The organism is Allokutzneria albata (genome assembly GCF_900103775.1).
Lineage (GTDB): Bacteria > Actinomycetota > Actinomycetes > Mycobacteriales > Pseudonocardiaceae > Allokutzneria > Allokutzneria albata.
Genome location: NZ_LT629701.1, coordinates 7,314,919 through 7,338,580 on the forward strand (window position 1 = coordinate 7,314,919; position 23,662 = coordinate 7,338,580).

General features: G+C 70.2%; 26 protein-coding genes. 11 read left to right on the forward strand and 15 right to left on the reverse strand.

What is annotated here, in order from left to right:
* Window position 1 precedes the first annotated feature (1 nt).
* The 3 genes from BLT28_RS33580 to BLT28_RS33590 all read right to left on the reverse strand — a co-directional run bounded on the left by BLT28_RS33580 (window position 2) and on the right by BLT28_RS33590 (window position 2,775).
* On the reverse strand, window positions 2-1,237 hold the full coding sequence (locus BLT28_RS33580) for an MDR family MFS transporter (protein ID WP_030426641.1): 1,236 nt from the start codon (window positions 1,235-1,237) through the stop codon (window positions 2-4).
* On the reverse strand, window positions 1,237-2,289 hold the full coding sequence (locus tag BLT28_RS33585) for a PLP-dependent cysteine synthase family protein (protein ID WP_030426640.1): 1,053 nt from the start codon (window positions 2,287-2,289) through the stop codon (window positions 1,237-1,239). The genes BLT28_RS33580 and BLT28_RS33585 overlap by 1 nt, the downstream gene beginning before the upstream one ends.
* Window positions 2,290-2,394: 105 nt before the next feature.
* The gene (locus BLT28_RS33590; protein ID WP_030426639.1) at window positions 2,395-2,775 is read right to left on the reverse strand and encodes a hypothetical protein; all 381 of its coding nucleotides are present in this window, start codon (window positions 2,773-2,775) and stop codon (window positions 2,395-2,397) included.
* Window positions 2,776-2,845: 70 nt separating this feature from the next.
* On the opposite strand from BLT28_RS33590, the gene ggt reads away from it, so the two are divergent.
* The 3 genes from ggt to BLT28_RS33605 all read left to right on the forward strand — a co-directional run bounded on the left by ggt (window position 2,846) and on the right by BLT28_RS33605 (window position 6,220).
* Window positions 2,846-4,720, forward strand: coding sequence for a gamma-glutamyltransferase (gene ggt, locus BLT28_RS33595; protein WP_052406730.1), 1,875 nt, complete (start codon window positions 2,846-2,848; stop codon window positions 4,718-4,720).
* A gap of 132 nt (window positions 4,721-4,852) precedes the next feature.
* Entirely contained in the window at window positions 4,853-5,428 is a 576-nt protein-coding gene (locus BLT28_RS33600; RefSeq protein WP_030426637.1) for a hypothetical protein, read from the forward strand.
* Window positions 5,429-5,497: 69 nt separating this feature from the next.
* On the forward strand, window positions 5,498-6,220 hold the full coding sequence (locus BLT28_RS33605) for an SDR family NAD(P)-dependent oxidoreductase (protein ID WP_030426636.1): 723 nt from the start codon (window positions 5,498-5,500) through the stop codon (window positions 6,218-6,220).
* Here BLT28_RS33605 and BLT28_RS33610 read toward each other — a convergent pair.
* A complete protein-coding gene (locus BLT28_RS33610; RefSeq protein ID WP_030426635.1) occupies window positions 6,195-7,385 on the reverse strand; it encodes a sensor histidine kinase in 1,191 nt (396 codons plus the stop codon). The two genes, BLT28_RS33605 and BLT28_RS33610, sit on opposite strands and share 26 nt — an antisense overlap.
* 8 nt (window positions 7,386-7,393) lie before the next feature.
* Window positions 7,394-8,047, reverse strand: coding sequence for a response regulator transcription factor (locus BLT28_RS33615; protein WP_030426634.1), 654 nt, complete (start codon window positions 8,045-8,047; stop codon window positions 7,394-7,396).
* 160 nt (window positions 8,048-8,207) lie between these two features.
* Between BLT28_RS33615 and BLT28_RS33620 the strand changes: the two genes are divergently transcribed.
* From BLT28_RS33620 to BLT28_RS33635, 4 genes are read left to right on the forward strand one after another with little or no spacing between them, the layout of a single operon-like run.
* Window positions 8,208-8,750, forward strand: coding sequence for a hypothetical protein (locus BLT28_RS33620; RefSeq protein ID WP_030426633.1), 543 nt, complete (start codon window positions 8,208-8,210; stop codon window positions 8,748-8,750).
* Window positions 8,747-9,838 (forward strand): peptidoglycan-binding protein, encoded by a 1,092-nt coding sequence (locus BLT28_RS33625; protein ID WP_030426632.1) that lies wholly within the window; start codon window positions 8,747-8,749, stop codon window positions 9,836-9,838. The genes BLT28_RS33620 and BLT28_RS33625 overlap by 4 nt, the downstream gene beginning before the upstream one ends.
* Window positions 9,835-10,536 carry an ABC transporter ATP-binding protein gene (locus tag BLT28_RS33630; RefSeq protein ID WP_043810060.1) on the forward strand — a complete coding sequence of 234 codons (702 nt, stop codon included), beginning with the start codon at window positions 9,835-9,837 and terminating at the stop codon, window positions 10,534-10,536. Before BLT28_RS33625 ends, BLT28_RS33630 begins: the two co-directional genes overlap by 4 nt.
* Window positions 10,533-11,771, forward strand: coding sequence for an ABC transporter permease (locus BLT28_RS33635; RefSeq protein ID WP_052406729.1), 1,239 nt, complete (start codon window positions 10,533-10,535; stop codon window positions 11,769-11,771). The genes BLT28_RS33630 and BLT28_RS33635 overlap by 4 nt, the downstream gene beginning before the upstream one ends.
* A 51-nt stretch (window positions 11,772-11,822) precedes the next feature.
* Here BLT28_RS33635 and BLT28_RS33640 read toward each other — a convergent pair whose 3' ends face one another.
* The gene (locus BLT28_RS33640) at window positions 11,823-12,464 is read right to left on the reverse strand and encodes a C39 family peptidase (protein WP_030426629.1); all 642 of its coding nucleotides are present in this window, start codon (window positions 12,462-12,464) and stop codon (window positions 11,823-11,825) included.
* Window positions 12,465-12,545: 81 nt separating this feature from the next.
* Complete coding sequence (locus tag BLT28_RS33645; protein WP_030426628.1) at window positions 12,546-13,205, reverse strand: C39 family peptidase; 660 nt, start codon at window positions 13,203-13,205, stop codon at window positions 12,546-12,548.
* 260 nt (window positions 13,206-13,465) lie between these two features.
* Between BLT28_RS33645 and BLT28_RS33650 the strand changes: the two genes are divergently transcribed.
* Window positions 13,466-14,506 (forward strand): ArsR/SmtB family transcription factor, encoded by a 1,041-nt coding sequence (locus tag BLT28_RS33650; protein ID WP_052406728.1) that lies wholly within the window; start codon window positions 13,466-13,468, stop codon window positions 14,504-14,506.
* Here BLT28_RS33650 and BLT28_RS33655 read toward each other — a convergent pair.
* Window positions 14,491-15,534 (reverse strand): WD40/YVTN/BNR-like repeat-containing protein, encoded by a 1,044-nt coding sequence (locus BLT28_RS33655; RefSeq protein WP_231950513.1) that lies wholly within the window; start codon window positions 15,532-15,534, stop codon window positions 14,491-14,493. The genes BLT28_RS33650 and BLT28_RS33655 overlap by 16 nt on opposite strands.
* A 334-nt stretch (window positions 15,535-15,868) precedes the next feature.
* Here BLT28_RS33655 and metG point away from each other — a divergent pair, with 334 nt between their 5' ends.
* On the forward strand, window positions 15,869-17,428 hold the full coding sequence (gene metG / locus BLT28_RS33660; RefSeq protein WP_030426625.1) for a methionine--tRNA ligase: 1,560 nt from the start codon (window positions 15,869-15,871) through the stop codon (window positions 17,426-17,428).
* A 58-nt stretch (window positions 17,429-17,486) separates the two neighbouring features.
* Here the strand turns inward: metG and BLT28_RS40605 are convergent, their stop codons facing one another.
* On the reverse strand, window positions 17,487-17,849 hold the full coding sequence (locus tag BLT28_RS40605; RefSeq protein WP_052406727.1) for a hypothetical protein: 363 nt from the start codon (window positions 17,847-17,849) through the stop codon (window positions 17,487-17,489).
* 45 nt (window positions 17,850-17,894) lie between these two features.
* A complete protein-coding gene (locus BLT28_RS33670; RefSeq protein ID WP_162184776.1) occupies window positions 17,895-18,818 on the reverse strand; it encodes an HNH endonuclease in 924 nt (307 codons plus the stop codon).
* A gap of 93 nt (window positions 18,819-18,911) precedes the next feature.
* Here BLT28_RS33670 and BLT28_RS33675 point away from each other — a divergent pair, with 93 nt between their 5' ends.
* Together BLT28_RS33675 and BLT28_RS33680 are read left to right on the forward strand one after the other, a co-directional pair.
* Window positions 18,912-19,862 carry a nucleoside hydrolase gene (locus BLT28_RS33675; RefSeq protein WP_030426622.1) on the forward strand — a complete coding sequence of 317 codons (951 nt, stop codon included), beginning with the start codon at window positions 18,912-18,914 and terminating at the stop codon, window positions 19,860-19,862.
* A gap of 129 nt (window positions 19,863-19,991) precedes the next feature.
* Window positions 19,992-20,171: a DUF3073 domain-containing protein gene (locus tag BLT28_RS33680; RefSeq protein ID WP_030426621.1), complete on the forward strand. Its 180-nt coding sequence runs from the start codon at window positions 19,992-19,994 to the stop codon at window positions 20,169-20,171.
* A 67-nt stretch (window positions 20,172-20,238) separates the two neighbouring features.
* Here the strand turns inward: BLT28_RS33680 and BLT28_RS33685 are convergent, their stop codons facing one another.
* The 5 genes from BLT28_RS33685 to BLT28_RS33700 form a co-directional block, all read right to left on the reverse strand.
* A complete protein-coding gene (locus BLT28_RS33685; RefSeq protein ID WP_030426620.1) occupies window positions 20,239-20,490 on the reverse strand; it encodes an acyl carrier protein in 252 nt (83 codons plus the stop codon).
* Window positions 20,491-20,524: 34 nt separating this feature from the next.
* Window positions 20,525-21,574: an HAD-IIIC family phosphatase gene (locus BLT28_RS33690; RefSeq protein WP_043810059.1), complete on the reverse strand. Its 1,050-nt coding sequence runs from the start codon at window positions 21,572-21,574 to the stop codon at window positions 20,525-20,527.
* Window positions 21,571-22,029, reverse strand: coding sequence for a GNAT family N-acetyltransferase (locus BLT28_RS41555; RefSeq protein ID WP_030426618.1), 459 nt, complete (start codon window positions 22,027-22,029; stop codon window positions 21,571-21,573). The genes BLT28_RS33690 and BLT28_RS41555 overlap by 4 nt, the downstream gene beginning before the upstream one ends.
* Window positions 22,026-23,207, reverse strand: a complete 1,182-nt coding sequence (locus tag BLT28_RS33695) for a bis-aminopropyl spermidine synthase family protein (protein ID WP_030426617.1) — start codon at window positions 23,205-23,207, stop codon at window positions 22,026-22,028. Before BLT28_RS33695 ends, BLT28_RS41555 begins: the two co-directional genes overlap by 4 nt.
* A gap of 75 nt (window positions 23,208-23,282) precedes the next feature.
* On the reverse strand, window positions 23,283-23,648 hold the full coding sequence (locus BLT28_RS33700; RefSeq protein ID WP_030426616.1) for an S-adenosylmethionine decarboxylase family protein: 366 nt from the start codon (window positions 23,646-23,648) through the stop codon (window positions 23,283-23,285).
* Window positions 23,649-23,662 lie beyond the last annotated feature (14 nt).

Consider the following 23,662-nt stretch of genomic DNA (forward strand, 5'->3'; position numbering starts at 1 on the left):
GTCAGGCGGGTTGCAGCCGGTGCGACCGGTCGAGCAAGTGGACGGCGAGGGTGCAGGCCGCCCCGACCAGCATCAGCGCCAGCCAGGGCAGGTAGGGCGCTCCGACCTGCTCAGCGATGTCCAGCGCCGCGCCGGTGAGCAGGTTGCCCACGGTGATGCCGATGCCGGAGATCGTGTTGTACAGGCCGTAGTGCGTCGCGACCTGCCGGTTCTCCGCCAGCGACACGATGGTGTCCATCTCGAACGGGTAGCCGACCATCGTGCCCGCGGTCAGGACCGCCGCGGCCAGCAGTGCGGGGACGAGCGCGACGGGGGAGCCCGCGTGGTCGAGCCCGAGCAGTGACGCGCCGAGCAGGACGGCGAAGGCCGAGGTCATCAGCCCGATGCCGAGGACGAGGCAGCGACCTGGCGGCAGGTTCCGCTTGCACCACGCCGTGATCCGGACCTGACCGGCGATCGCCACCACGGCGGAGATCGCGAACAGTGCGCCGACGCCGACGGTGCCGCCCAGCTCGGAGCCCGTCACCTTCCGCACGTGCAGCGGCAGCAGCAGGTACACCTGGAACGACAGCACATATGAGCCGATCATCGCCGCCGAGAACACCAGGAACGGCTGGTTCCTGAGCACGGTGCGCCAGGACGAGACGCGGTCCGCGCTCGTCGCCTCGTGTGTGGGCAGCGCCCGGACCTGCGCGATCGTCAGCCCGAGGAACACTGCGGCCGCGACCAGGCAGGTGAGCCGGAAGTCCAGCCCGGTCAGCGCCAGCCCGACGAGCGGGCCGACCAGGATGCCCGCCTGGTAGAAGACGTTGAACAGCGCGAACGCCTCGACCCGGCGCTCGCCCGCGTCGGCGGCGAGATAGGCGCGGACCGCCGGGTTGAACAGCGCCCCGGCGAAACCGGTGGCGCACGAGGCGATGATCAGCGCGGGCAGCGAGTCCACCAGCCCGAGCAGCGCGAAGCCCCCGGTGCGCAGTGTGCAGCCCGCGACGATCAGCGGCTTGTAGCCGAAGCGGTCGGCCAGCGCCCCGCCGAGCAGGAACATGCCCTGCTGCGAGAGGTTGCGGACACCGAGGACGAGCCCGACCAGCCAGCCGGCGAGCCCGAGCGTGCCGGACAGGTGCGCGGCCAGGTACGGCATCAGCATGTAGAAGGCGACGTTGATGGTGAACTGGTTGACCACCAGCATCCGCGCCGGGCGGTTGAAGGACCTGTATTGCGCAAGGGTTTCCCGCATCACGCACCCGCCGGGTCGGTCACGGCGGCGCAGCGGGTCCAACGGTGGATCTCCCGATCCGAAGGGCTGGCGACCTCGTCTGGGTGCTCCGCGATCTCCGCGCCGAGCAGGCCGTGCTGCGCGCAGTACTCATCGTTGAAGACGGTGTCGTAATACCGTTGTGGCCCATCGGGGAACACCGCGGCGATGCGCGTGTCGGGGCCGGAGGTGCGGGCCAGCCAGCCGGCGACCAGGGCCACCGCGCCGACGCTCCACCCGCCGCTGGCGAAGCTCGTCGCGGCCAGCTCGCGGCAGGTCCGGACGGCCTCGGCGGGCGCCACCCAGTGCACCTCGTCGAAGTGCTCGTAGGCCACGTTGCGCGGGTAGATGCTGGAGCCGAGTCCCCGCATCAGCCGCGGCCGCGCGGGCTGGCCGAAGATCGTCGAGCCGATGGTGTCCACGCCGACGAGCCGCAGGTGCGGGAAGTGCTTGCGCAGCTCACGGGAGACGCCCGCGGAGTGCCCGCCGGTGCCGACCGAGCAGACCAGCGTGTCCACCCGGCCGAGCTGGACGACCAGCTCCTGCGCCAGGGAGGCGTAGGCGTCGACGTTGTCGGGGTTGTTGTACTGGTCGGGGCAGTACGAGCCGGGGTAGCGGGCCAGCAGGTCGGCCACGCGCAGCCTGCGCGCCTCCTGCCAGCCGCCGGTGGGGTGCGGCTGCCGGACCAGCTCCACCCGCGCGCCGTAGGCGGCGAGCAGCCGGTGCACGATCGGCTCCAGTCCGGGGTCGGTGACCAGGGTGACCGGGTGGTCGAAGGCGATCCCGGCCAGCGCCAGGCCCAGGCCGAGCGTGCCGCTGGTGGACTCGACGATCATGCCGCCGGGCGCGAGGTCGCCGCGCTCCCTGGCCTTGGTGATCATGTGCAGCGCCGGGCGGTCCTTCATCCCGCCGGGGTTGCTGCCCTCCAGCTTCGCCCAGAAACCGCGGCCGCTGACCGGCTCGTCGATCCACAGCACCGGGGTGTTGCCCACGACGCTGGCCAGGTCGGGGCGGGACTGCGTGATGGTGTCCATGTGCGTTGTCCCTCAAGGGATTCCGGCCATGCGAGAACCACTCGGCACGGCCGGGTGCGAATGTGGCAGTGGGCCGTCCCCGCGCGCGGCGGGGCGGTGGCACTGTCAGTTCCGCGCCACGCAGATGGTCAGCAGCAGTGATCGTCCACTATGGACACTTCTGCCGGTGGAGTCGCGCCGTCGCCGGGGCGGTGGCGGCGGCAGGACGAGGCCGAGAGTGGGCAGGATCACGGCGACGTCGGCGAGCGGAGCGGGTTCACCCTTCGTGCGCGGCAACGCGGTGCAGAGCGTGTCGTCGGCGGAGTGCGCGTGCGGCTCGCACGGCGGCAGGTCGTGCGAATGCCCGTGCGAGACGTGCGTGACCGGCGCCGAGGCATCGGGCTGGCCGGAGCAGCAGACGGACAGGTGCAGGGTCACGTAGACGGCGAGGAGCACGAAGGCCAGAACGCGGCTTCGGTCACGCAGCGTGGCCGTCTCGTCTCGCACGGGAACAGGGTACCCACTTCGTGATCTGAACGGGGGTGCCATCGGCTGGGGCCGCGTGTAGGAAGGTGCGATGACAACTCCGAGAACTGCGCGGACCCGGCGCGGCCTGGCTGTCCTCGCCCTGGTCCCGGTGCTGGCAGGCGTGGTCTCTCCGGTGTCCGCGGTCGCGGCACCGGACGAGCGGGTGGGATGGCCGGGCGCCGCTAAGCGCGCCACCTCGACCGGCTACGGCGGTGGCGTCGCCACCGTCGACCACGACGCGACCAAGGCGGGGATCGAGGTCCTCGCCAGGGGTGGCACGGCGGTGGACGCCGCCGTCGCCGCGGCAGCGGCCCTCGGTGTCACCGAGGCGTACTCGGCTGGCATCGGTGGCGGAGGCTTCTTCGTCTACTACGACGCCAAGTCCAAGCAGGTGCACACGATCGACGGCCGGGAGACCGCGCCCGCCGCGATGCGCCCGGACTCCTTCGTGGACCCCAAGACCGGCAAGGTGCTGCCCTTCGACCAGGCCGTCACCTCCGGCCTGTCCGTCGGCGTGCCCGGCACCCCGGCGACCTGGGAGCGCGCGCTGCGCAAGTGGGGGCGCTTCGACCTCCGGCGAAACCTGCGCCCGGCCATCGACCTGGCCCGCAAGGGCTTCGTCGTCGACGAGGAGTTCCGCGGCCAGACCGCGATGAACGAGCAGCGCTTCCGGGCCTTCCCCGCCACCGCCGAGCTGTACTTGCCGGGCGGGAAGCTGCCCGAGGTCGGCGCCGTGCTGAAGAACCCGGACCTGGCCGACACCTACGAGCAGCTGGGCCGCAAGGGCGTGGACTGGCTCTACAAGGGTGAGCTGGGGCGCGACGTGGCGCGGACCGCGGAGAAGCCGCCGGTGGACCCGGCCGCCGGGCTGACCGTGCCCGCCGGACTGATGAAGCCCGCCGACCTCGCCGCGTACCGGGTGGAGGAGCGCAAGCCGACCAAGATCGGCTACCGCGGGCTGGACGTCTACAGCATGGCCCCGCCGTCCTCCGGTGGCACCACCGTCGGCGAGGCGCTGAACATCCTGGAGAACTACCGGCTCTCCGGCAAGACGCCCAAGGACGAGGCTGAGGCGCTGCACCTCTACTTGGAGGCCTCGCGGCTGGCCTACGCCGACCGCAACAAGTGGATCGGCGATCCGTCCTTTGTGGATGTTCCGGTGACCGGGCTGCTCTCCGACGAGTTCGCCAAGCAGCGGGCGTGCACCATCAAGCAGGACAAGACGATGGGCCACCCCGCGATCGCCGGTGACCCGACTGCGATCGTGCCGGGTCAGCCGTGCGCGACGCCGATGCCCGCGGCCCCGATGACCTACGAGGGGCCGTCGACGACGCACCTGGTCACCGCCGACCGGTGGGGCAACGTCGTGTCCTACACGCTGACCATCGAGCAGACCGGTGGCAGCGGGATCACCGTGCCGAAGCGCGGTTTCCTGCTCAACAACGAGCTGACCGACTTCGACATCGCCCCGCCCGCCGCCGGCGCGCCGCTCCCGGCGAACGCGCCCGCCGCGGGCAAGCGGCCGCGCAGCAGCATGTCGCCGACGATCGTGCTCTCCAACGGCAAGCCGCTGCTCGCGGTCGGCTCGCCCGGTGGCTCCACGATCATCACCACGGTGCTGCAGACGCTGGTGAACCGGCTCGACCTCGGCAAGTCACTGCCGGAGGCCGTGCTCGCGCCGCGGATCTCGCAGCGCAACGCGGCCAAGACCGAGGCGGAGCGGGGCTTCATGGACGGCCCGCTGCGCTCGGTGCTGGAACGCAAGGGACACGAGTTCACCTTGGCGCCCAGCAACTTCGCGCCGAACCCGGAGATCGGCACGGTCGCCGCGCTGGAGTTCCTCGGCAACGGCCGCATCCAGTTCGCCGCGGAACCGCACCGCCGCGGCGGAGGAAGCGCGCTGGCGCTGATCCCGATCCGCTAGCACGCCCCCTGACGGCCCCCCGGACGGCCTGTTCCGGGGGGCCGTCAGGCTACGCAGGGGGGAACCCTGAAAACACCCCCAGATCGCTTTCTCGCTGGCCCGCAACGGGTTCTCCGGGGCTACCGTCGAAGCATGGAATCGTTCTGCTCCTTCGACGAGGTGCACCGCAGGCCGCGGTTCGCGCTCGCGCCGGGAGCCCAGCCGTGGGCCGGAGCCCATGAGGGTTCGGGTGGCGCCGTGCTGCCGGTCGGCCGGACCGTCGCCAGCACCGGCAACGTCGCGGTCGGTGTCACCGCGGTGTGGGCCAACCCGCAGGGCTGCCACCTGGAGGTGAGCGTCACCGCCATGGCCGACGGCCTCGCGCAGGGGGAGTGGGACCGGATTCGAGCGGGTCTGACCGGCTCGGCCAAGCCACCGCGCTTCGCCGTCCGGTTCGCCGACGACACGCTCGCCGTGGAGCACGGTGGTGGCTGGCCCACCTACCGGCACAGCGACGGCGCCTGGCGGCTGGAGCCGTCGTTCAGCGTCACTTGGGCGGACGCCACCGTCAGCGAGGACTCGGTCCGCGCCTACGCGATGCTGTGGTTGTGGCCGTTGCCGCCGGAGCAGCCCTTCGAGTTCCTCGTCGAGTGGTTCTCGGCCGGGGTCGAACCCACGGGGATAACCCTCGACGGCGCGGAAATCGGGGCGGCCTTGCGCACTGAATGAGTCATTGAGGTACTTGAACGCACCGAATGACTCATTCAGTGCGTAAGCCCACGGGGGAGAATGCGGGTCATGAGCGCACGGGTCGCGTTGGTGACCGGGGCAGGCGGAGGGCTGGGCCGAGCGATCGCGTTGCGGCTGGCCAAGGACGGCTATGCGATCGCGGTGCTGGACATCGCGCAGGCGGAGGACACCGTTGAGCTGATCGAGCGAGCGGGTGGCACCGCCACGCCGCACTCGGTCGATCTGCGGGACTCCACGGTGGTCGAGAACGCCTTCGACGCCATCGGCCAACTCGATGTGCTGGTGAACAACGCCGCGATCTACCCCACGCGCCCCTTCGTCGAGGTCCCACTCGCGGAGTACGACGAGGTTCACGCGGTCAACCAGCGGTCATATTGGCTCGCCGCGCAACTGGCGACCCGCCGGATGCCCGCGACCGGCGGCAGCATCGTCAACATCGCTTCCATGACGATGCACGGCGGCTGGGCGGATCTGGCCGCCTACGTCGCGACCAAAGGAGCCGTTGTGGCGCTCACCAAAGCGCTCGCCCGAGAACTGGGCCCGCGCGAGATCCGCGTGAACTGCGTGTCCCCAGGCGCGTTCCCGACCGCGGCGGAGGCCATCCACCCGGACCCCGAGGCGTACAACGAGTTCGTCCTGAAGCACCAAGCACTTCAACGTCGCGGCACGCCCGAGGAGCTGGCCGCGGTGGTGTCCTTCCTCGCCGGGCCGGAGGCGTCGTTCGTGACCGGCCAGACGATCGAGGTCAACGGTGGCTGGGTGATGACTTGAGCGGGAGCGTCACCCGCACGTGCAAGCCGCCCTTCGCCCTGGCCTCGGCCAGCACCTTCCCGCCGTGCGCCTGCGCGATCGAGGAGACGATCGACAGGCCGAGTCCCGCGCCGCCGTCCGCGGAACCGGTGCGTTCCTTGCCCCGGCGGAACGGCTCGAACAGCAGCGGAACCGTGTCCGGGTCGAGCAGCGGGCCGGTGTTGACCACTTGGAGCCCGCTGCGCGAGTTGGTGCGCACCCAGATCTGACCGCCGTCGACGTTGTGCCGCACCGCGTTGCCGACGAGGTTGGTCACCAGCTGGGTGAGCAGCACGAGATCTCCCAGCACCAGCAACGGCTCCGCGTTCACCTCGACCTCGATCGAGCGCGTGGCCGCGGCGGCCGAGTGCTGGTCGACGACGTCGGCGACCACGCGGTGCAGCTCCACCGGGACGCGGTTCTCGATGCCGCGGTCGCTGCGCGCCAGCAGCAACAGCCCGTCGATGAGCCGTTCACTGCGCCGGTTGGCCTCCAACATCTGCTCGCTCACCTCGGCGAGCTGCTGCTTGGTGGGGTTCTTCAGCCCGATCTGGATCGCCGCGCGCTGGATGGCCAGCGGGGTGCGCAGCTCGTGCGAGGCGTTGGCGATGAACCGGCGCTGGCTGTCGAAGGCGTGCTGCAACCGGTCGAGCATGGTGTCGAAGGTCCCGGCCAGCTCGGTCAGCTCGTCGCGCGGCCCGTCCAGCGCGATCCGCTCGTGCAGGTTCGCCGAGGACAGCCGCTGGGCGGTGGCCGTGATCTGGTGCAGTGGCCGCAGCACTCGGCCGGAGATCCACCAGCCCGCCGCGACGGACAGCGCCGCGATGAAGATCAACGCCAGTGCGGAGTAGAGCAGCAGCGACGACAGGGTGGTGTCGACGCTGACCGCGGTGACGTCCTTGGTGAACTCCCGCAGGGCGACACCGTCGGGCGCGATCGTCTGCAGGGGTATCGCCGGTATGGCCGTCCACCGCAGCCCCACGCTCGCGGGCAGTTCGGACTTCGAGATCGCCGCTGACACCCGGTTGGAGATCGTCTGGGACATCAGCAGGTAGACCACCGTGACGAGGACGGTGCCGGAAGCCAGGAAGAGCCCGCTGTAGAGGGCGGTGAGCTTGGCGCGCACCGTGAGCCGGATGCCTCCCATTGCGCGCCTCAGATCCGGTAGCCCGCGCCCGGCACGGTCTCGATCACCTGCGGCTCACCGAGCTTGGAGCGCAGCTTCGACATCGCCACCCGGACCGCGTTGGTGAACGGGTCGGCGTGCTCGTCCCACGCCTGCTTGAGCAGCTGTTCCGAGCTGACCACGGTGCCCTGCGCGCGCAACAGCACCTCCAGCACGGCGAACTCCTTCGGCGTCAGCTCGACCCGCCTGCCGTCCCTGGTGACCCGCCGCCGCGCCGCGTCCAGCTCGACTCCCTTCGCGCTGAGCACGGGCGGCAGCACGGGCGCGGCGCGCCGGGCCAGCGCGCGCACCCGCGCGACCAGCTCCGGGTACTCGAACGGCTTGGTGAGGTAGTCGTCCGCGCCCAGCTCCAGCCCGTCGACGCGGTCGTCCAGCGAGCCCGCCGCGGTCAGCATCAGCACCTTGGTCCGGCTCGCCGAGCGGGCGAGGTCACTGCAGATGTCGTCGCCGTGCATCCCGGGCAGGTCGCGGTCGAGCACCACCACGTCGTAGTCGTGCACGGCGAGCCGTTCGTGCGCGGTGAGCCCGTCGTAGGCGACGTCGACGGCCATCGCCTCGGACCGCAGTCCCGCCGCGACCAGGTCGGCGAGGACCTTCTCGTCCTCGGCCACCAGCACCCTCATCCGGCCCTCCACCAGCTCGGTTATACCCGCCCACCCTGCCTGGGCCGGTGTTTCCGGAACATTTCCCGCTCGCGAAAACCTTCGGAAACACCCCAGCACGTAGACCTGGTCCCCGTACCGCCGAATTCGGCGAAGTCAACTGATCGAGGAGCGCAACACGATGAGAACGCTTCGGCTCGCGGGTGTCAGCGCGGTCCTGATGTCGGCGCTGGTGCTGGCCGGGTGCTCCGGGCAGCCCGAGGGCAAGGTCGCCTCCCTCGGCGGGGACAAGGACAAGGCCGCCGCGCAGAACGACGCGGACGTCCCCAAGGACCCGAAGGAACGGGCGCTCAAGTTCGCGAAGTGCATGCGGGACAACGGGGTCGACATGCCGGACCCGACGTTCGGGGAGGGCGGGGCGTCGATCGCCCTCGGCAGCGGCGACGCGGACATGGAGAAGTTCAAGAAGGCCAACAAGGCGTGCGAGAAGTACTCGGGCGCGAAGGACTTCAACCCCAACGACCCGAAGGTCAAGGAAGAACAGTTGAAGTGGGCGAAGTGCATGCGGGAACAGGGGATCGACATGCCCGACCCGGGGGCCGACGGCTCGGTCAGGGCGATGCCCATGGACAAGGACCAGAAGAAGATGGAAGAGGCGTTCAAGAAGTGCAGCCCGGACGGCAAGGGCGGCGTCATCGCGGTGCGTCCGGAGGCAGGGAAGTGACCGAGAAGCAAGGGCGTGGCGGTCGCCGGGCCGCGGTCGTCGTCGGAGCGGCCGCGGTGCTGGCGGCGGGCGGGATCACCGCGGCGGCCCTGCTCAGCGGCGGGGACCCGGCCGCGGCCAACGACAGCAAGAGCAAGCCCGGCGCCACCTCCGAGATCGAGAAGACCACCCTGGTGCAGCAGGAGAAGGTCGACGGCAAGCTCGGCTTCGGCGGCACCTACGACGTGTCCGCGGGCGGCTCCGGCGGCGGCATCTACACCTCGCTGCCGAAGGAGGGCCAGGTCGTCAAGCAGGGCCAGCAGCTCTACTCGGTCAACGACCGCACGGTGCCGCTGTGGCGGGGCGACGTCCCGCTGTGGCGCAAGATCGCCTCCGGGATGGACAAGGGCTCGGACGTCAAGATCGTCGAGCAGAACCTGCGCGATCTCGGGTTCTTCAAGCAGGTGCCGGACGAGAAGTTCAACGACGCCACCGCCGCCGCGATCAAGAAGTGGCAGAAGGCGCTCGGCGTCGAGCAGACCGGCGCGATCGAGGTCGGCGACGTGGTGATCATGCCGAGCGACATCCGGATGACCAAGGTGGACGGCACGCTCGGCGGCCCCGCGCAGGGCAAGCTGGGCACGGCGAGCAGCACCGACCGCGTCGTCACCGTGGACATGCCGGTGACCAAGCAGTCGGTCGCGAAGACCGGCGGCAAGGTCGAGGTCTCGCTGCCCGGCGGCAAGCGCGCGCCCGGCCGGGTCACCTCCGTGGGCACGGTGGCCACCAAGGCCGAGGACGACAAGGGTTTCGGCGGCTCCCCGCCCACGGTCAAGGTCGAGGTCGTGCTGGACGACCCGAACGCGGTCGGCACCCTCGACGGCGCCCCGGTGTCGGTCTACTTCACCAGCGAGAGCAAGGAGAACGTGCTCGCCGTGCCGCTGAACGCGCTGCTGCGACTGGCCGAGGGCGGCTACGGCGTTGAGCTGGTGCAGCCGGACGGCAGCACGAAGCTGGTCGGCGTGGAGCTGGGCCTGTTCGGCAACGGCAAGGTCGAGGTGACGGGCGCGGAGATCCGCGAGGGCGCCAAGGTCAGGGTCGCGGCATGACCAACCCCACCCTCGCCCCCGTGATCGAGATGGAGCGGGTCTCACGGACCTACCCGGGGGACGTGCGCGCACTGCGCGAGGCGTCGCTGCGGATCGTGGAGGGCGAACTGCTCGCGGTGGTCGGCCCGTCCGGTTCCGGCAAGTCCACGATGCTCCAGCTCATGGGCACCCTGGACCGGCCATCCGAAGGAGCGGTCCGGTTGCTGGGCCACGACGTCGCCGGGCTGTCGGACCGGCACCTCTCCGCGGTGCGGGCGAACTGGATCGGCTTCGTGTTCCAGCAGTTCTTCCTGACCTCGCACCTGACCGCGGCGCAGAACGTGGAGACCGGCCTGCTCTACCACGGGGTGGGCCGGACGGAACGGCGGCGCAGGTCGCTGGAGGCGCTGGAGCGGGTCGGCCTCGGCCACCGCGTCGAGCACCGGCCTGCGGAGCTCTCCGGCGGCGAGAAGCAGCGGGTGGCCATCGCCAGGGCGCTCGTGGCGCGGCCGGCCATCCTGCTCGCCGACGAGCCGACCGGGGCGCTGGACTCGCGCTCCGGCGCGGGGGTGCTGGCGCTGCTGCACGAGCTGAACGCGGACGGCACCACGATCGCGGTGATCACCCACGACCAGGAGATCGCCCGTTCGCTGCCGCGCCGGGTCGAGCTGCTGGACGGGATGATCCAGCACGACACCTCCCGAAGGGAGGCGGCATGACCACGCTCGTCGACCGGCCCGCGAGCGCCGCGCCCGAACCGCGTCCGCTGCCGAAGTCCGCGCGGGTGGGCCTGGCGGACCTGATCCGCGCGGGACTCGCCGGTGTGGTGGGCAGGCCGACGCGGGCCGTGCTGTCCGCGCTGGGCATCGCCATCGGTGTCGCCGCCATGGTCGCCGTGCTCGGGATCAGCGCGGCCAGCCAGGCGGAACTCAAGGCGCAGCTGGACAAGCTCGGCACCAACCTCCTCCAGGTGACCGCGGGCAAGTCGGTCTTCGGCAGCGAGACCCGGTTGCCCAAGGAGGTGGTGGAGATGGTGGCCAGGATCGGCAGCGTGCGGCAGGCGAGCGGGACCGGGACGGTGCCCAACGTCAACGTCTTCCGCACCGACCTCAGCGACGCGCGGGAGACCGGCGGCATCAGCGTGCTCGCGGCGAAGCTCAACCTGCCGGAGACCGTCGGTGCGACCGTCCGGAGTGGAACGTGGCTCAACGGGGCCATTGCCAAGTACCCCGGTGTCGTGCTGGGGCACAAGGCCGCCGAGCACCTGGGCATCGACAAGCCGGGCACGCAGGTGTGGCTGGGCGCGCAGTGGTTCACCGTCGTCGGCATCCTCGACCCGGTGCAGCTCGCGCCGGAGCTGGACCGGGCCGCGCTGGTCGGCTGGGAGATCGCGGAGCAGAAGCTGCGCTTCGACGGACACCCCAGCACCGTCTACGAGCGCTCCGACGACGACAGCGTCGAGCAGGTCCGCGAGGTGCTCGCCGGGACGGTGAACCCGGAGAACCCCAACGAGGTCAGCGTCAGCAGGCCGTCGGACGCGCTGCAGGCGCAGATCACCGCGAAGAACACCTTCGCCACGATGTTCCTCGGCCTCGGCGCGGTCGCGCTGCTGGTCGGCGGGGTCGGGGTGGCGAACACCATGGTCGTCTCGGTGCTGGAACGGCGTTCGGAGATCGGGTTGCGGCGCGCGCTCGGGGCGGGCCGCCGCCAGATCAGGGCGCAGTTCCTCACCGAGGCGGTGCTGCTGTCCGGGCTGGGCGGGTTGTTCGGGGTCCTGCTCGGGCTGGGCATCAGCATCGCGTGGTCGGTCAACAGCGGGTGGCCGGTCACCGTGCCCGTCGTGGCGATCGGGGCCGGGGTGGGGGCCTCGGTGCTGATCGGGTCGCTGGCGGGTTGGTTCCCCGCGGGCAAGGCGGCGAAGCTCTCGCCGACCGAAGCCCTGGCGGCGGCCTGAGGCACGGGCGGGGCGGAAGCCGGGGGATCAGGGCCCCCGGCTTCCGCTTGTCTATGCCGCGTAACCCTTTCCGCCGATCCAGGTGCCCAGGTTGTGCGTGCTGATCCAGTACGCCCTCGGCACGTTGGCCCAGCCGCTGCCGCCCGAGCCCTCACCGGCCGGGTCGGCGATCAGCGCCTCGGCCCCGCCCGCGCGGTAGCCGACGACGGCGACGTAGTGGTAGATGGTGCCGCCGGGGTAGCCCGGCGGGCGCCAGCCGCTGACCACGTTGGCGACGATCGGGTAGTTGTTGTCGATGTTGAGCACCAGGTCCCTGCGGAGCAGGTCGCGCTGCGCCTGCGACGGCGGGTCGGCCATGTTCTTCGCCTCGAACCAGGTGGTGCCGAGGAAGTGGTTCAGGGCGTTGCGCACCAGTCCGATGTGGTCTGTGCCGCCGGTGTGCGTGCCCATGAAGTTCGCCAGCGTCTGCTGGCTGGGCGGGGAGATCCGGGTGCTGAGCGCGATCTGCGTGGAGCCGGGGCCGCACCAGTAGCCGGTCTCCTGGCGGCGCCAGGTGTAGTTGAGGACCTTGCTGTCGGCCTTGGCGACGACGCCTTCCGAGGCCGCGTCCGGGGCGGCGGAGGCGGTGCCGCCCGCGACGAGGGTCATGGTCGAAGCGCCGACGAGCAGCAGGGTGGCCAGTTTCTTGATCACGTTTTTCTCCTATGCAGGGGGAGAACGGCAGGACCCACAAGCCCCTCCACAGTGGAAAGTCCACTGTGGAGGGAGAGGGACCTATGCGGTGTAGCCCTTGCCGCCGATCCAGGTGCCCAGGTTGTGCGTGCTGATCCAGTAGGTGCGCGGCACGTTGCCCCAGCCGCCGCCACCGTGACCCGCGGCGGCGGGGTCGGCGATCAGGGCCTCGGCCCCGCCGCTGCGGTAGCCCACGACCGCGACGTAGTGGTAGATGGTGCCGCCGGGGTAGCCCGGCGGGCGCCAGCCGCTGACCACGTTCGCGACCATCGGGAAGTTGTTGTTGACGTTGAGGACCAGGTCGTACTGCAGGCGGTCCCGCTGGGCCTGCGAGGGCGGGTCCGGCAGGTTCTTGACCTCGAACCAGTTCGTCCCGATGAAGTGGTTCAGCGCGCGCTGGACCAGACCGACGTGGTCGGTTCCGCCCGTGTGCGTGCCCATGAAGTTCGCCAGCTGCTGCTGGCTGGGCGGCGTGCGCCTGCTGCTGATGGCGATCTGGGCCGAACCGGGACCGCACCAGTAGCCGGTCTGCTGGCCGTACCAGGTGAAGTTGAGGACCTTGCTGGACAGGGCGTTGACCGAGCCGATGGAGGCCTCGGCCTTGCTCGCGGGGATCACGGGGGCGGCGGAAGCGATGCCGCCGGAGACGAGGGCCATGGTCGATGCTGCTACGACCAGCAGGGTGGCCATCCGTTTGATCATCTTGCTCTCCGTGGGGCAGTTGGGTGATCCGAACACGGAGTGTGAGTGGCCTCACACGTGAATCAGGTTCGCGCCAACCGCCGCCGCTCGCGCCCCCCTTCAAGGCTGATCGAAGTACGCGCGGGTAATTCAATTCCCTTTTGCTCCGTTCGGCGCAAGGACCGCGTCGCGCATCGAGGTCTTGTTCGCTTCTGTTGACTCGGTCGAAGGGCGTGTGAGTCTCTTCAGATTCCAGTTCGCCGGGGAGAACGGGAGCCACCGTGCTGCGCATCTACTTCACTGCGGAGGACCTGGGCCGAACGCGCGTCGCCGCCGCGCCCGACCCGCTGTGGGAGACGGTGCTCAGCGTGCAGCGCCTGCTCGCACGGGACAACGACTCGGTCTTCGACGGCTGGCGGCACCAGGTGCGCGCCGCCTTCACCCAGCCGAGCCTGCTCGACCAGCTGCGGTTGCTGCTCCCGCTGCTGCCGCCGCGCGGCTACTTCCCGGACTTCCTCACGCCCACGAACGGCTCGCAGGGGCTGCGCGCGGGCATCGAGGCGATCCTCAGCACGCCCAAACAGCGCCTGCGCGCCGAACTGGACCTGCTGGACAACCGCTACCAGCTGCCGTCCTGGGTCGGCGCGCTGGCCGAGGGCGACCGGGAGGTCCTGCGCAGGCTCACCTCGGCCATCGTCACCTACCACGAGGTCGCGCTCGCGCCGTACCAGTCGAGGCTGCAGGCGTGCGTCGACTCCGACCGGGCCGTCCGCGCCCGCACCGTGCTGGACGCGGGCGCCGAGGGCCTGCTGTCCGGGCTGAGGCCGCTGATGCGCTGGTCGTACCCGGTGCTCGAAGTCGAGTACCCGGTCGACCAGGAGCTGCACCTGGAAGGCCGCGGCCTGCTCCTGCTGCCGTCGTTCTTCTGCTACCAGTACCCGGTCTCGCTGATGGACCCGACGTTGACGCCGGTGCTGGTCTATCCCGTGGAGCGCGACGTCAAGTGGATCGGCGACACCTCCCGGAAGGCGCGCAACGACACCGAACGCGCGCTGGCGGCCCTGCTCGGGAACACCCGCGCGGGAGTGCTCGAAGCGATCGCCGCCGGGCACACGACCAGCGAGCTGGCGCGGCGGATGAACATCTCGCCCGCGTCGGCGAGCCAGCACGCGACCGTGCTGCGCAACGCCGGTCTGGTGACCAGCCGCCGCTACGGCAGCGCGGTGCTGCACACGCTCACGCCGCTCGGTGCTTCGCTGCTCCGCAATCCTCCTGAGCGAAGGGCGATGGCTGAGCCTGCACGCGCTTACGGCGCCCGGTAGCGCAACTTCGCGATCCGCCCGCGTTCGCCGGAAGCCCAGCACGCGCCGTCCGGCGTGCAGTCGACGGTGTCGAAGCTCCCTCCGTCGAGCCGGCTCCAGCTCCGCCCGCCGTCCCGGCTCACATCGCTGCCGGTCGGGCCGACCGCGATCGCCGACCACGGCCGGAGCGCGATCCCGGACCGGTACCCGCCGAGCTGGTTCGGCCCGGCCTGCCAGGTGCGCCCACCGTCGGAGGTCAGCGCGACGGTGCTCGGCCCGGTGGCGTTGGCGAAGTCGCCGCCGACCGCGATGCCGTGCCGCTTGCCGGTGGAGGCCATCCCGAAGATCCCGGCGCTCTCGCTCGCGGCGACCGGGGATTGGCTGACCTGCCAGGTGCGCCCGCGGTCCTTCGTGTGGAAAACCCGCGACTTCGAGCCGCCGCCGGTGGCGAACCACGCGTCCCGGCGCCCGGACGACACCAGGCACTGGCCGCTCGCCGCGAACGCGGCTTCCTTCTCCAGCGCGGGTGGCATCCCCTCGTCCGGCAACACCGTCCAGCTCCTTCCACTGTCCGAAGTGGACAGAATGCGGAACTTCCCGCCGACCGGGTCGCTGAGCGCGATGCCGCTGCGCGAGTCGAAGAAGGTGAGGCAGTCGTAGAACGCCTTGGGGTCGGCGTTCTGGAAGGCCAGCTGCCAGCTCCGCCCGCCGTCCGAGGTCCGGTACACGCGCGAGTCCGCGCCCTCGCCGATCGACAGCACGACCGCGTGCCGGTCGTCGAACGCGTGGACGTCGCGGAACTGGAGCGCCGTGGCTCCGGGCGGATCGACCCGCTGCCACACCCGTCCGCCGTCGACGGTGCGCAGCACGACTCCGCCGCTCCCGCCCGCCCACGCGACCCGGTCGCTCACCGCGGACAGACCGCGGAAACGCGCTTCGGTGTTGGTAGGCGTCAGCTGCCAGGGTGACTCCGCCGCCACCGCCGGGGGTGCTGTGACAGGGAGCGGGGCCAGCACGAGCAGGGCGACACTCAGGGGCAACCACCTCATGCGGACGCAAGGTAGTGGTCGCGGTGTGCGGTTCATAGAGCTGGAAGGAGCAGCGCATTCCCGACGCGGTGTGCCGAGCCGGGTACTCCTCGCGCACGTCGCTGCATTGCGCGACCAGGCTTCGCTCGGCCCGGACGGGAGCCCGACTGTTCAAAGTGGACGTTCGCGAGCTGGAAGAGCTGGGGTTGAGGGAAAGCCTCGCCGTGGGCCACCGGCTCTCGGCCCGGGGCGGGGCCGTGCCGACAGCTCTGGGCTGACCTGCGGAAAACGCGTACCCCGATGCCACTAAACTGGGTGTTGACCCGCTCTTGCTCAACCAAATGCTGGGGAGACCATGTCCGGCGCGTCCTTCATCTCCACGACGATTCCCTACGTCAACGCGAGCCCGCACCTGGGCCACGCGCTGGAGTGGGTCCAGACGGACGCGTTCGCCCGGCACATGGCCATGCGCGGCCAAGACGTCTACGTGCTCAGCGGCTCCGACGAGAACGCGCTGAAGAACGTGCTCGCCGCCGAGAAGGCCGGTGTGTCCGCCGAGGAACTGGTCGCCGGCAACGTGGTCTTCTTCGAGGAGCTGATGAAGCGCCTTGAGGTCGGCCTGACGCGGTTCATCCGGACCAGTGTCGACCAGGACCACATCGACGGCGCCGTGGAGATCTGGCGCCGGATGGCCGCGAGCGGCGACATCTACACCAAGGAGTACTCCGGCCTGTACTGCGTGGGCTGCGAGCAGTTCTACGCCGAGGACGAGCTGATCGACGGCAAGTGCCCCGAGCACCTGACGGTGCCGGAGCTGGTCAGCGAGACCAACTACTTCTTCAAGCTCTCCCGCTACGGCGACCGGCTGCTCCAGGCCCTGGAGTCCGGTGAGATCAAGATCGTTCCGGAGACCCGTCGCAACGAGGTGACCAGCTTCGTCCGCGCGGGCCTCGAGGACATCAGCATCTCCCGCTCGATGGCGCGGGCCCGGGGCTGGGGCATCCCGGTGCCCGACGACGACAGCCAGGTCATGTACGTCTGGATCGACGCGCTGACCAACTACACCAACGCGCTCGGCTGGTTCCGCGACGACGAGAACTGGCGCAAGTACTGGGTCGAGGCCGATGACCGCGTGCACGTGGTGGGCAAGGGCGTGACCCGGTTCCACGCCGTGTACTGGCCCGCCATGCTGATGTCCGCGGGTCTGCCGCTGCCCACCGAGATCGTGGTGCACGGCTACATCACCGCGGGCGGACGCAAGATCGGCAAGTCGCTCGGCAACGCCGTGGACCCGGTGGCCCTGGTGGAGCAGTTCGGCGTCAACGCGATCCGCTACTTCCTGCTGGCCGACTTCTCGCCCTTCGGCGACGGCGACTTCAGCGAGGAGCGGCTGGTCTCGCGGTACAACACCGACCTGGCCAACGGCCTCGGCAACCTCGTCAGCCGGGTGACCAGCATGACCCAGCGCTACCGCGAGGGCATCGTCCCCGCGCCCGGCCCCGTCGAGGCCCCCGAGGAGTCCCTGGCGGCCCAGGTCGAGGTCAGCGCGCGGGAGTCGGCCGAGGCGATGATCCGCTACGACCACCGCGAGGCCCTGACCAAGGTGTGGGACCTCGTCCGGCGCACCAACGCCTACGTGGACGAGCGCGCTCCGTGGCACCTGGCGAAGGAGGGCACCCCGGAGGCGGAGGCCCTGCTGAACACCACGCTGCACCACCTGGTCGGCGCGGTCCGCCAGCTCGGCGGGCTGATCCAGCCGTACCTCCCGGTGCCCAGCGCGGCGATCCTGGAGGCCCTCGGCGAGAAGGCGGAGAGCGTCCCGGCCCCCGACGCGTGGCTGGCCGACCTGACCGGCCGCGCGATCAGCAAGCCCCCGGCGCTGTTCCCCCGCCTGGAGCTGCCCGCCTCGTCCTGACCAGCGAAAACCGCCCCTGTGAACGTTCCGTTCGAATGTTCACAGGGGCGGTTCGCCGTCAGAAGGTGATGTTGCCGGTGATGTCTCGTGCCTGGATGACCTTGCCGCTGACGTTCCCGGAGATCTGGCTCGCCACGCTCCCGTTGTCCGCGTGGATCTCCACGTTGGCCCGCTCGTACCGCTCCCGCAGTTGGCGCCCGAACTCCGGGTCCGCCTGCTCGGCCCGCTCCAGCTCCCGGCCCAGCTCCTCGACGCGCGCCTGGTCCTCCGGCGCCTCGATGGCCGCCTCCAGCACCGCCTGGGCCTCCGGGCTGAACTGCTCCTTCACCCACCGGCAGAGCCCGCCGAACGCGGCCGTGGTCGCCCGCGTCGCCAGCACGGCCGCCATCGTCATGATCGGTTCCGGCATGTCGTCCCCCATGCGCCAATCGTATCCGTCTGCTGACCGACCGTAGCAGTGCCGCGGTCAGGTTCCCCGAACCTTGTTGTACCGCCAGAGCAAGGCGTTCTTGTCCGGATGGTGTGAAGGATGCGGGAGACGGAGTCGTTTTCCGTGGAGTCCTTGCAGGCCATGCACAAGCATCGGCTCGGCGGACCGGTCGATGCGGACGTCTTCCCTGACCTCGAGCACGAAGTTCTCTGGGTGGATTCGGATGATGCCGCTGTCGTATGCGCCGTGGTGGAGTTTGCAGAGTGCCAGGCCGTTCCATACTTCCGGGTGTCCGTCTGGCTCGCTATCCGGAATGATGTGCGCCGCCTCGATGAGGCTCTTGTATCCGAGTCCGCACATTGCACAGCGATGCTTGTAAGCGTGGAGAACTCGGGTTCGAAAAAGCGGCTGATGCAGGCGAAGCTTGGTGACTCGCTCCTGTGTTCTCCTCTGCGTCGGGGTGGTGATTGGCCCTGTGTTCTCCGGCTTCTGCTCCTCGCTCGCTGCGATCACGAACTGAAGCTTTTCGGGCTCGTCACCGATGATCCAGATCGGATACCTCGGCAGGTAGAATGCGTCAGCGGCGCCAAGGAACCAAATGAGTGGAAGCTCGCGCTTGTAGGCGTTGCGGAGGCCGACATTATCTGGATGTTCGGGATCTTCGCCGCGATAGTTGTATCGCTGGAGCCCGTCATCACCAAGGGCGTCTTTGTAGGGCGGTTTCTTGCCGGCGGGCGTGTAGACGGTGCGCATGGAAAGGGCCGTGTCAAATCCGGCCGGCTTGCGAATGCCGGCCTGGCGATCCATCAACGGCAGTCGTACACCATTGAACTCGAAGTCTTCTAGTTGTCTCTGCTTGACCCAGCCGTCTTCCGTCTTGGGAAGGTCGGTCAGCCAGTCCATTGCCGCGTCGCGCATCTCGCGGTCGTAGTCCGGATCGATTCGCACTGCAGGTGCCACGCGTCCCCCTCGGTTTGCCAGTCCCGCAAACGGATCAAGAGACATCTAACAGAGGCGAGCGCGCACGCGGGTCGGCTTGGTTGACTCCCACCCATGCGGATCGTCTTGGACACCGACCCCGGGATCGACGACGCGCTCGCGATCCTCTACCTGGCCGCCCAGCCCGAGGTGGACCTCGTCGGCGTCGGCACGGTGCACGGCAACGTCCCGGCCGACACGGCAGCGGAGAACGCCCTGCGCGTGCTCGAACTGGTGGGCTGGGGCGACGTCCCGGTTGCCATCGGCGCAAGGATGCCCATGGCGCAGCCGCTGCGGACGTACGAGTACGTGCACGGCGACGACGGCTTGGGCAACGTCGCGGGGCCGAAGCCGCACGGGAAGCCGACCGCGGAGTCGGCGGTGGAACAGCTCGTCCGGTTGGCGCGGCAGCACCCGGGGGAGCTCGACCTGCTCGCGCTGGGGCCGCTGACGAACGTGGCGGTCGCACTGCTCGTCGAGCCGGAGCTGCCGAAGCTGTTGCGCAAGGTGGTCGTGATGGGCGGCGCGGTGTGGGCGCCGGGCAACGCGACGGCGCACGCCGAGGCGAACATCTACAACGACCCGGAAGCCGCCGATCTTGTTCTGGGGGCGGGTTTCGACCTCACGCTCGTGGGGCTGGAAGCGACGGCGCACGCCATCGCCAATGCCACCTGGTTGGATGAACTGGCGGCCCACGACAGCCCCCGCGCGCGGTTCGCCAGCGGTGTTCTCGGCCACTACGTGGGCTTCTACCAGCCGCTGGTCGGGGTGCGGCAGTGCACGCTCTACGACCCGCTGGCCGCGGCGATCCTGCTCGATCCGGGGCTGGCCGCCTACCGCGAGCTGCCGGTGCACGTGGAGCTGCGCGGCACGCACACCAGGGGAACCACCGTGGCCGACCTGCGTGGTTACCGGGACACGGAGGCCCAGCGGCCCGCGGTGAAGATCGCGGCGGAACTGGACGAGGCCGAGTTCCTCGATCGGATGTTGCGGGCCCTGCGAGCGGAGACCGTTGGCGCACCTTGATCGGCAAGGGCGGCTGTCTGCTTCCACTGTCGGCCGGGCACGCTACGATATTTGCAGGAAGAGATGCCCAGACAAGCGGAGCCGCCCACGGGTACCGGCCCGCTTGTCCTCGTATAGGGAGGTCGAGCTATGGGGCGCGGCCGAGCCAAGGCAAAGCAGGCGAAGGTGGCCCGGGAGCTCAAGTACAGCTCTCCGTCCATGGATCTGCAGGCCCTCCAGAGCGAGTTGTCGGGCGGGAGGTCGTCGGCGGATCGCAGGCCTGACGATCGGCTCGAACTCGACGACCGGTACGACGATTACCGCGGGTGAACATCTGAGCTGAGCCGCCCCGACCACGAGACCACCCGTGGGCTGGGCGGCTTCAGTATGCCGCTGGTCACCGCCGGTGCCGCTGCACGAAGCCGGACAGCGTCGCGATGGACTCCAGCGCATCCAGGTTCAGGTCCTCGGCCGCGACGTCGACGCCGAACCGCTCACGCACGGAGTCGAGCAGTCGCGCGCCCGCGAGCGAGCTGAGCCCGATCTCCGGACCGAACAACCGCGTGTCCCCCGGGAGTGCGGCGAGGACCGACTCGTCCTGGCCGACGGCCTCGGCGATCAGCCGCCGGACGACCGCGTCGGTGTTCATGACGCCTCCGCGGGAGGAAGTACGTCGGCGGCGCTCATGGCCTCTCCTCTTCGACGATCGTCAGCCAGGCCGGCGCGTCCGGGGGCGGTGCCTGCGCCGGGGCACCGAGCACGGCCAGGCCGGGCTCGGGCTGCTCCACCACGCGCATCCCGCACTGCCGGAACAACACCCGGAGTTCGAGGTTCGCGCTGGTCGGGCGCATGAGCACCTCGATGCCCGCGTCGGAGCGCTCCATGAGCCACCGCAGGAAGGCCAGCGCCACACCGCGTCCGGCGACCCGGCACGACAGCGCGAGCAGTCGCACGCGCCACGTGGTCTCCCGTCGTTCCACCAGCGCGGCGCCGATCATCCCGTAGTCGCCGAACCGGTCGGTCAACCGAGCAACCGGCACGAACCACCGCGGCGAGGCCAGCATCGGCCGCAGCTCGTCCGCCGACGGCACCTCACCGGTCGAGTTGAGCCGATGGGTCCGCGTGGCCAGCTCCAGCACGCGGTCCAGGTCCTCGGGCCGGGCCTCGCGCACCTCCAGCCGCATGTCGCACTCGCGCAGGAAGTCCTCGCGGGAGCCGGTGAACGTGGCCGCCGCGGCCTTGCGATCTTCGTCCTCGCGGTAGCGCCGGACCCGCGCCCTGCTGTCGTCGGTGAGCACCGCGGGCAGCAGAGGCGGCTCGTTCAGGCCCGCCGCCAGCTCTTCGGGAGACAGCACGAGCACGTCCGGGGCGCGCGCGGCGACCTCCGCACGCTCGAAAGCGGTGTCGTCGACGAAAGCGAGGGTGTTCAAGCCGATGCCCAACTCGTCGGCGATCCGGCGCAGCGCCTCGCTCTTGTCACCCCAGCCCAGCTGCGGCGCGACGAACCGCTCTGCCAGCTCGGGCGACGCCTTGAGCAGCGGCAGCAGCGACGGGTCGGTGCGGCTGGCGACGCTGCTCAGAATGCCCCGCCCGGCCAGCACGTCGATCGCCCTCAGCACCTCCGGCCGCGGCGTGGGCAGGCTGAGCTCGGCCCCCTCGATGGCGACCTCGTCCCACACCGTGCCGTCGAGGTCCCAGACAACGCACTTGATCGACCGGTCTCCTGAGGTCATTTCCTCATGTCCAGGCGCATCGACAGGTGCGTCGACTCGAAGCCGAACTTCCGGTACAGCGCGCGCATACCGGTGTTGCTGACGTGCACCTTGCCGGTGACCTCGGTCAGGTCGTTGCGCTTGGCGAAGGCCAGCCCCTCGTCCAGCAGCAGCTCCGCGACCTCGGTCCGCTCCGGCATCTCCGCGACGGCGAGCGAGCGGAAGTTGGCGTAGCGGTCACCGGTGAGGAAGTTGGTGTTCAGCGCCATCCACAGCCAGCCGACCGGCGACTCGTCCCCGCGCGCGGCGACGAACATGCCCTCGGGCTGCTTCTTCAGCGCGTTGGCCAGCTTCTTGCGGTGCGTCGCCGGATCGTCCACCGCGTCGTCGCCGAAGGAGATCTTCGCGATCTCCACCTCGAAGCCCGCGATCACGTCCAGGTCCCGTTCCTCGGCCTGGCGCACGGTGTAGGTCATGACTCGGCCACCAGCTGCAACGGCCGGAACGGGCCGCCGCCGCACTTCGGGCAGCCCGCCGCGCGCAGGTCGGCGACGGAGTTCCAGCGCGCGCCCGCGCCGACCGGGAACCGCTCGGAGCAGGAGACGCACTCGTACTCGCGCTGCCGGGAACGCTTCTCCCTGGTGTAGAGCGGGCCTTCGTAGCTGCCTTCGACGAGCGAGGCGGTCGAGGCCGTGGTCAGCAGCTGCTGGAGGAAACCGGTCCCGGCGAGGATGCCGCTGCCCTCGTAGGAGTTGAAGTTGCGGATCATCCCGTGGGTGACCAGGCCGAGGCCGACGATCTCCCGCTGGACCTCCAGCATCTCCTCGGTTCCCTTGGCACCGAAGGAGAACAGGATGTTGCGCGCGGCGCCGGGCTGCAGGCCCTCGATGACCCGGGACAGGAACAGCCGGGCGCCCTCCGCGGTGTACGGCGGGTCGGTCATGCCCGCGTCGAACTGCCCGCGCAGTCGCTGCGGCAGCGGCTTGCGCAGGTCGTGCTGCTCCAGGTCGACCCGCAGGTCCAGCAGGGACGCGGTGTCGGCGATGTAGTCGAGGATGTCGGTGGAGATGTCCACGACGCCGACCCGGCTGGCCAGCGGCACGCCGAGCACGTCGCCGACGACGCCGATCGCGATGGACACCAGGTCGTCGTCGCCGACCAGCAGCACCGAGCCGCCGGGCAGCACGCCCGCCCGGATCAGCGCGAGCACCCGCCGCACCTTGGTCTCGGCGGTGCACAGCGACTGGTCCAGCGAGACGTCGGCGTTCGGGCCGCCCGCCATGATCCGGCGCAGCCGCTCGACGGCCTCGTTGAGCACCGAGGGGATGGCGATCTCCAGACCGCCGCAGCGGTAGCAGTCCGGGTCGAGGTTCAGCTCGACGCCCAGCTCCTCGGCGAGCGCCAGCCCGCGCGGGGTCAGCCGGGACGGCCGTTCCTGGCCGAGCAGACCGCGGCTGCGCAGCTCGTTGCCGACGGCGGCGACGATGGGCAGCGGCAGCCCGGTGCGGCGGCTGATCGCGCGGGTCGGCGCGGGGGCGAGCTGGCGGAAGGCTTGCAGGATGGCGCGGACGCCCATTTCGCCTTCCTGGAGCCGCACGGCCTCGGCGACCTCCGCCAGCACGGGGATGTCGGAGTTCGGGGACGCGGCGCTCATGAGGCGGGTCGCTTGCAGGTCAACATGGTCCGACGAGCTTAGCAACCGGGTAGCTCACCAGCGGGTTTGCCGTCCTCACTTGGTGGCGCGCAGCAGGCGGGAGACGTTGGTGCGCACCGGGGACAGCCCCGCCTCGATGGTGGCGATCATGCGCTCGGCGTTGATCCGGCCGTAGGCGAGGAGATCGATGTTGGCCAGGTTGAACTCCGGCCAGGTGTGGATGCTCAGGTGCGACTGCGAGAGCACCAGCACCGCGGTCACCGCCCCGTTGGGGAAGACGTGCCGGGACTCGCCGAGGACCTTGGCGTTGCCCGCGAGCGCCGCGTCGGTGAGCAGCCGCAGCAACGCGGGCTCGTCGGTCAGGATCGCCGGGTCCGCGACCCACGCGTCCACCGCGTAGGAGCACAGCTCGTCCACCTCGACCTCGCCGTCACCTGCCATGGAACGAGACTAGT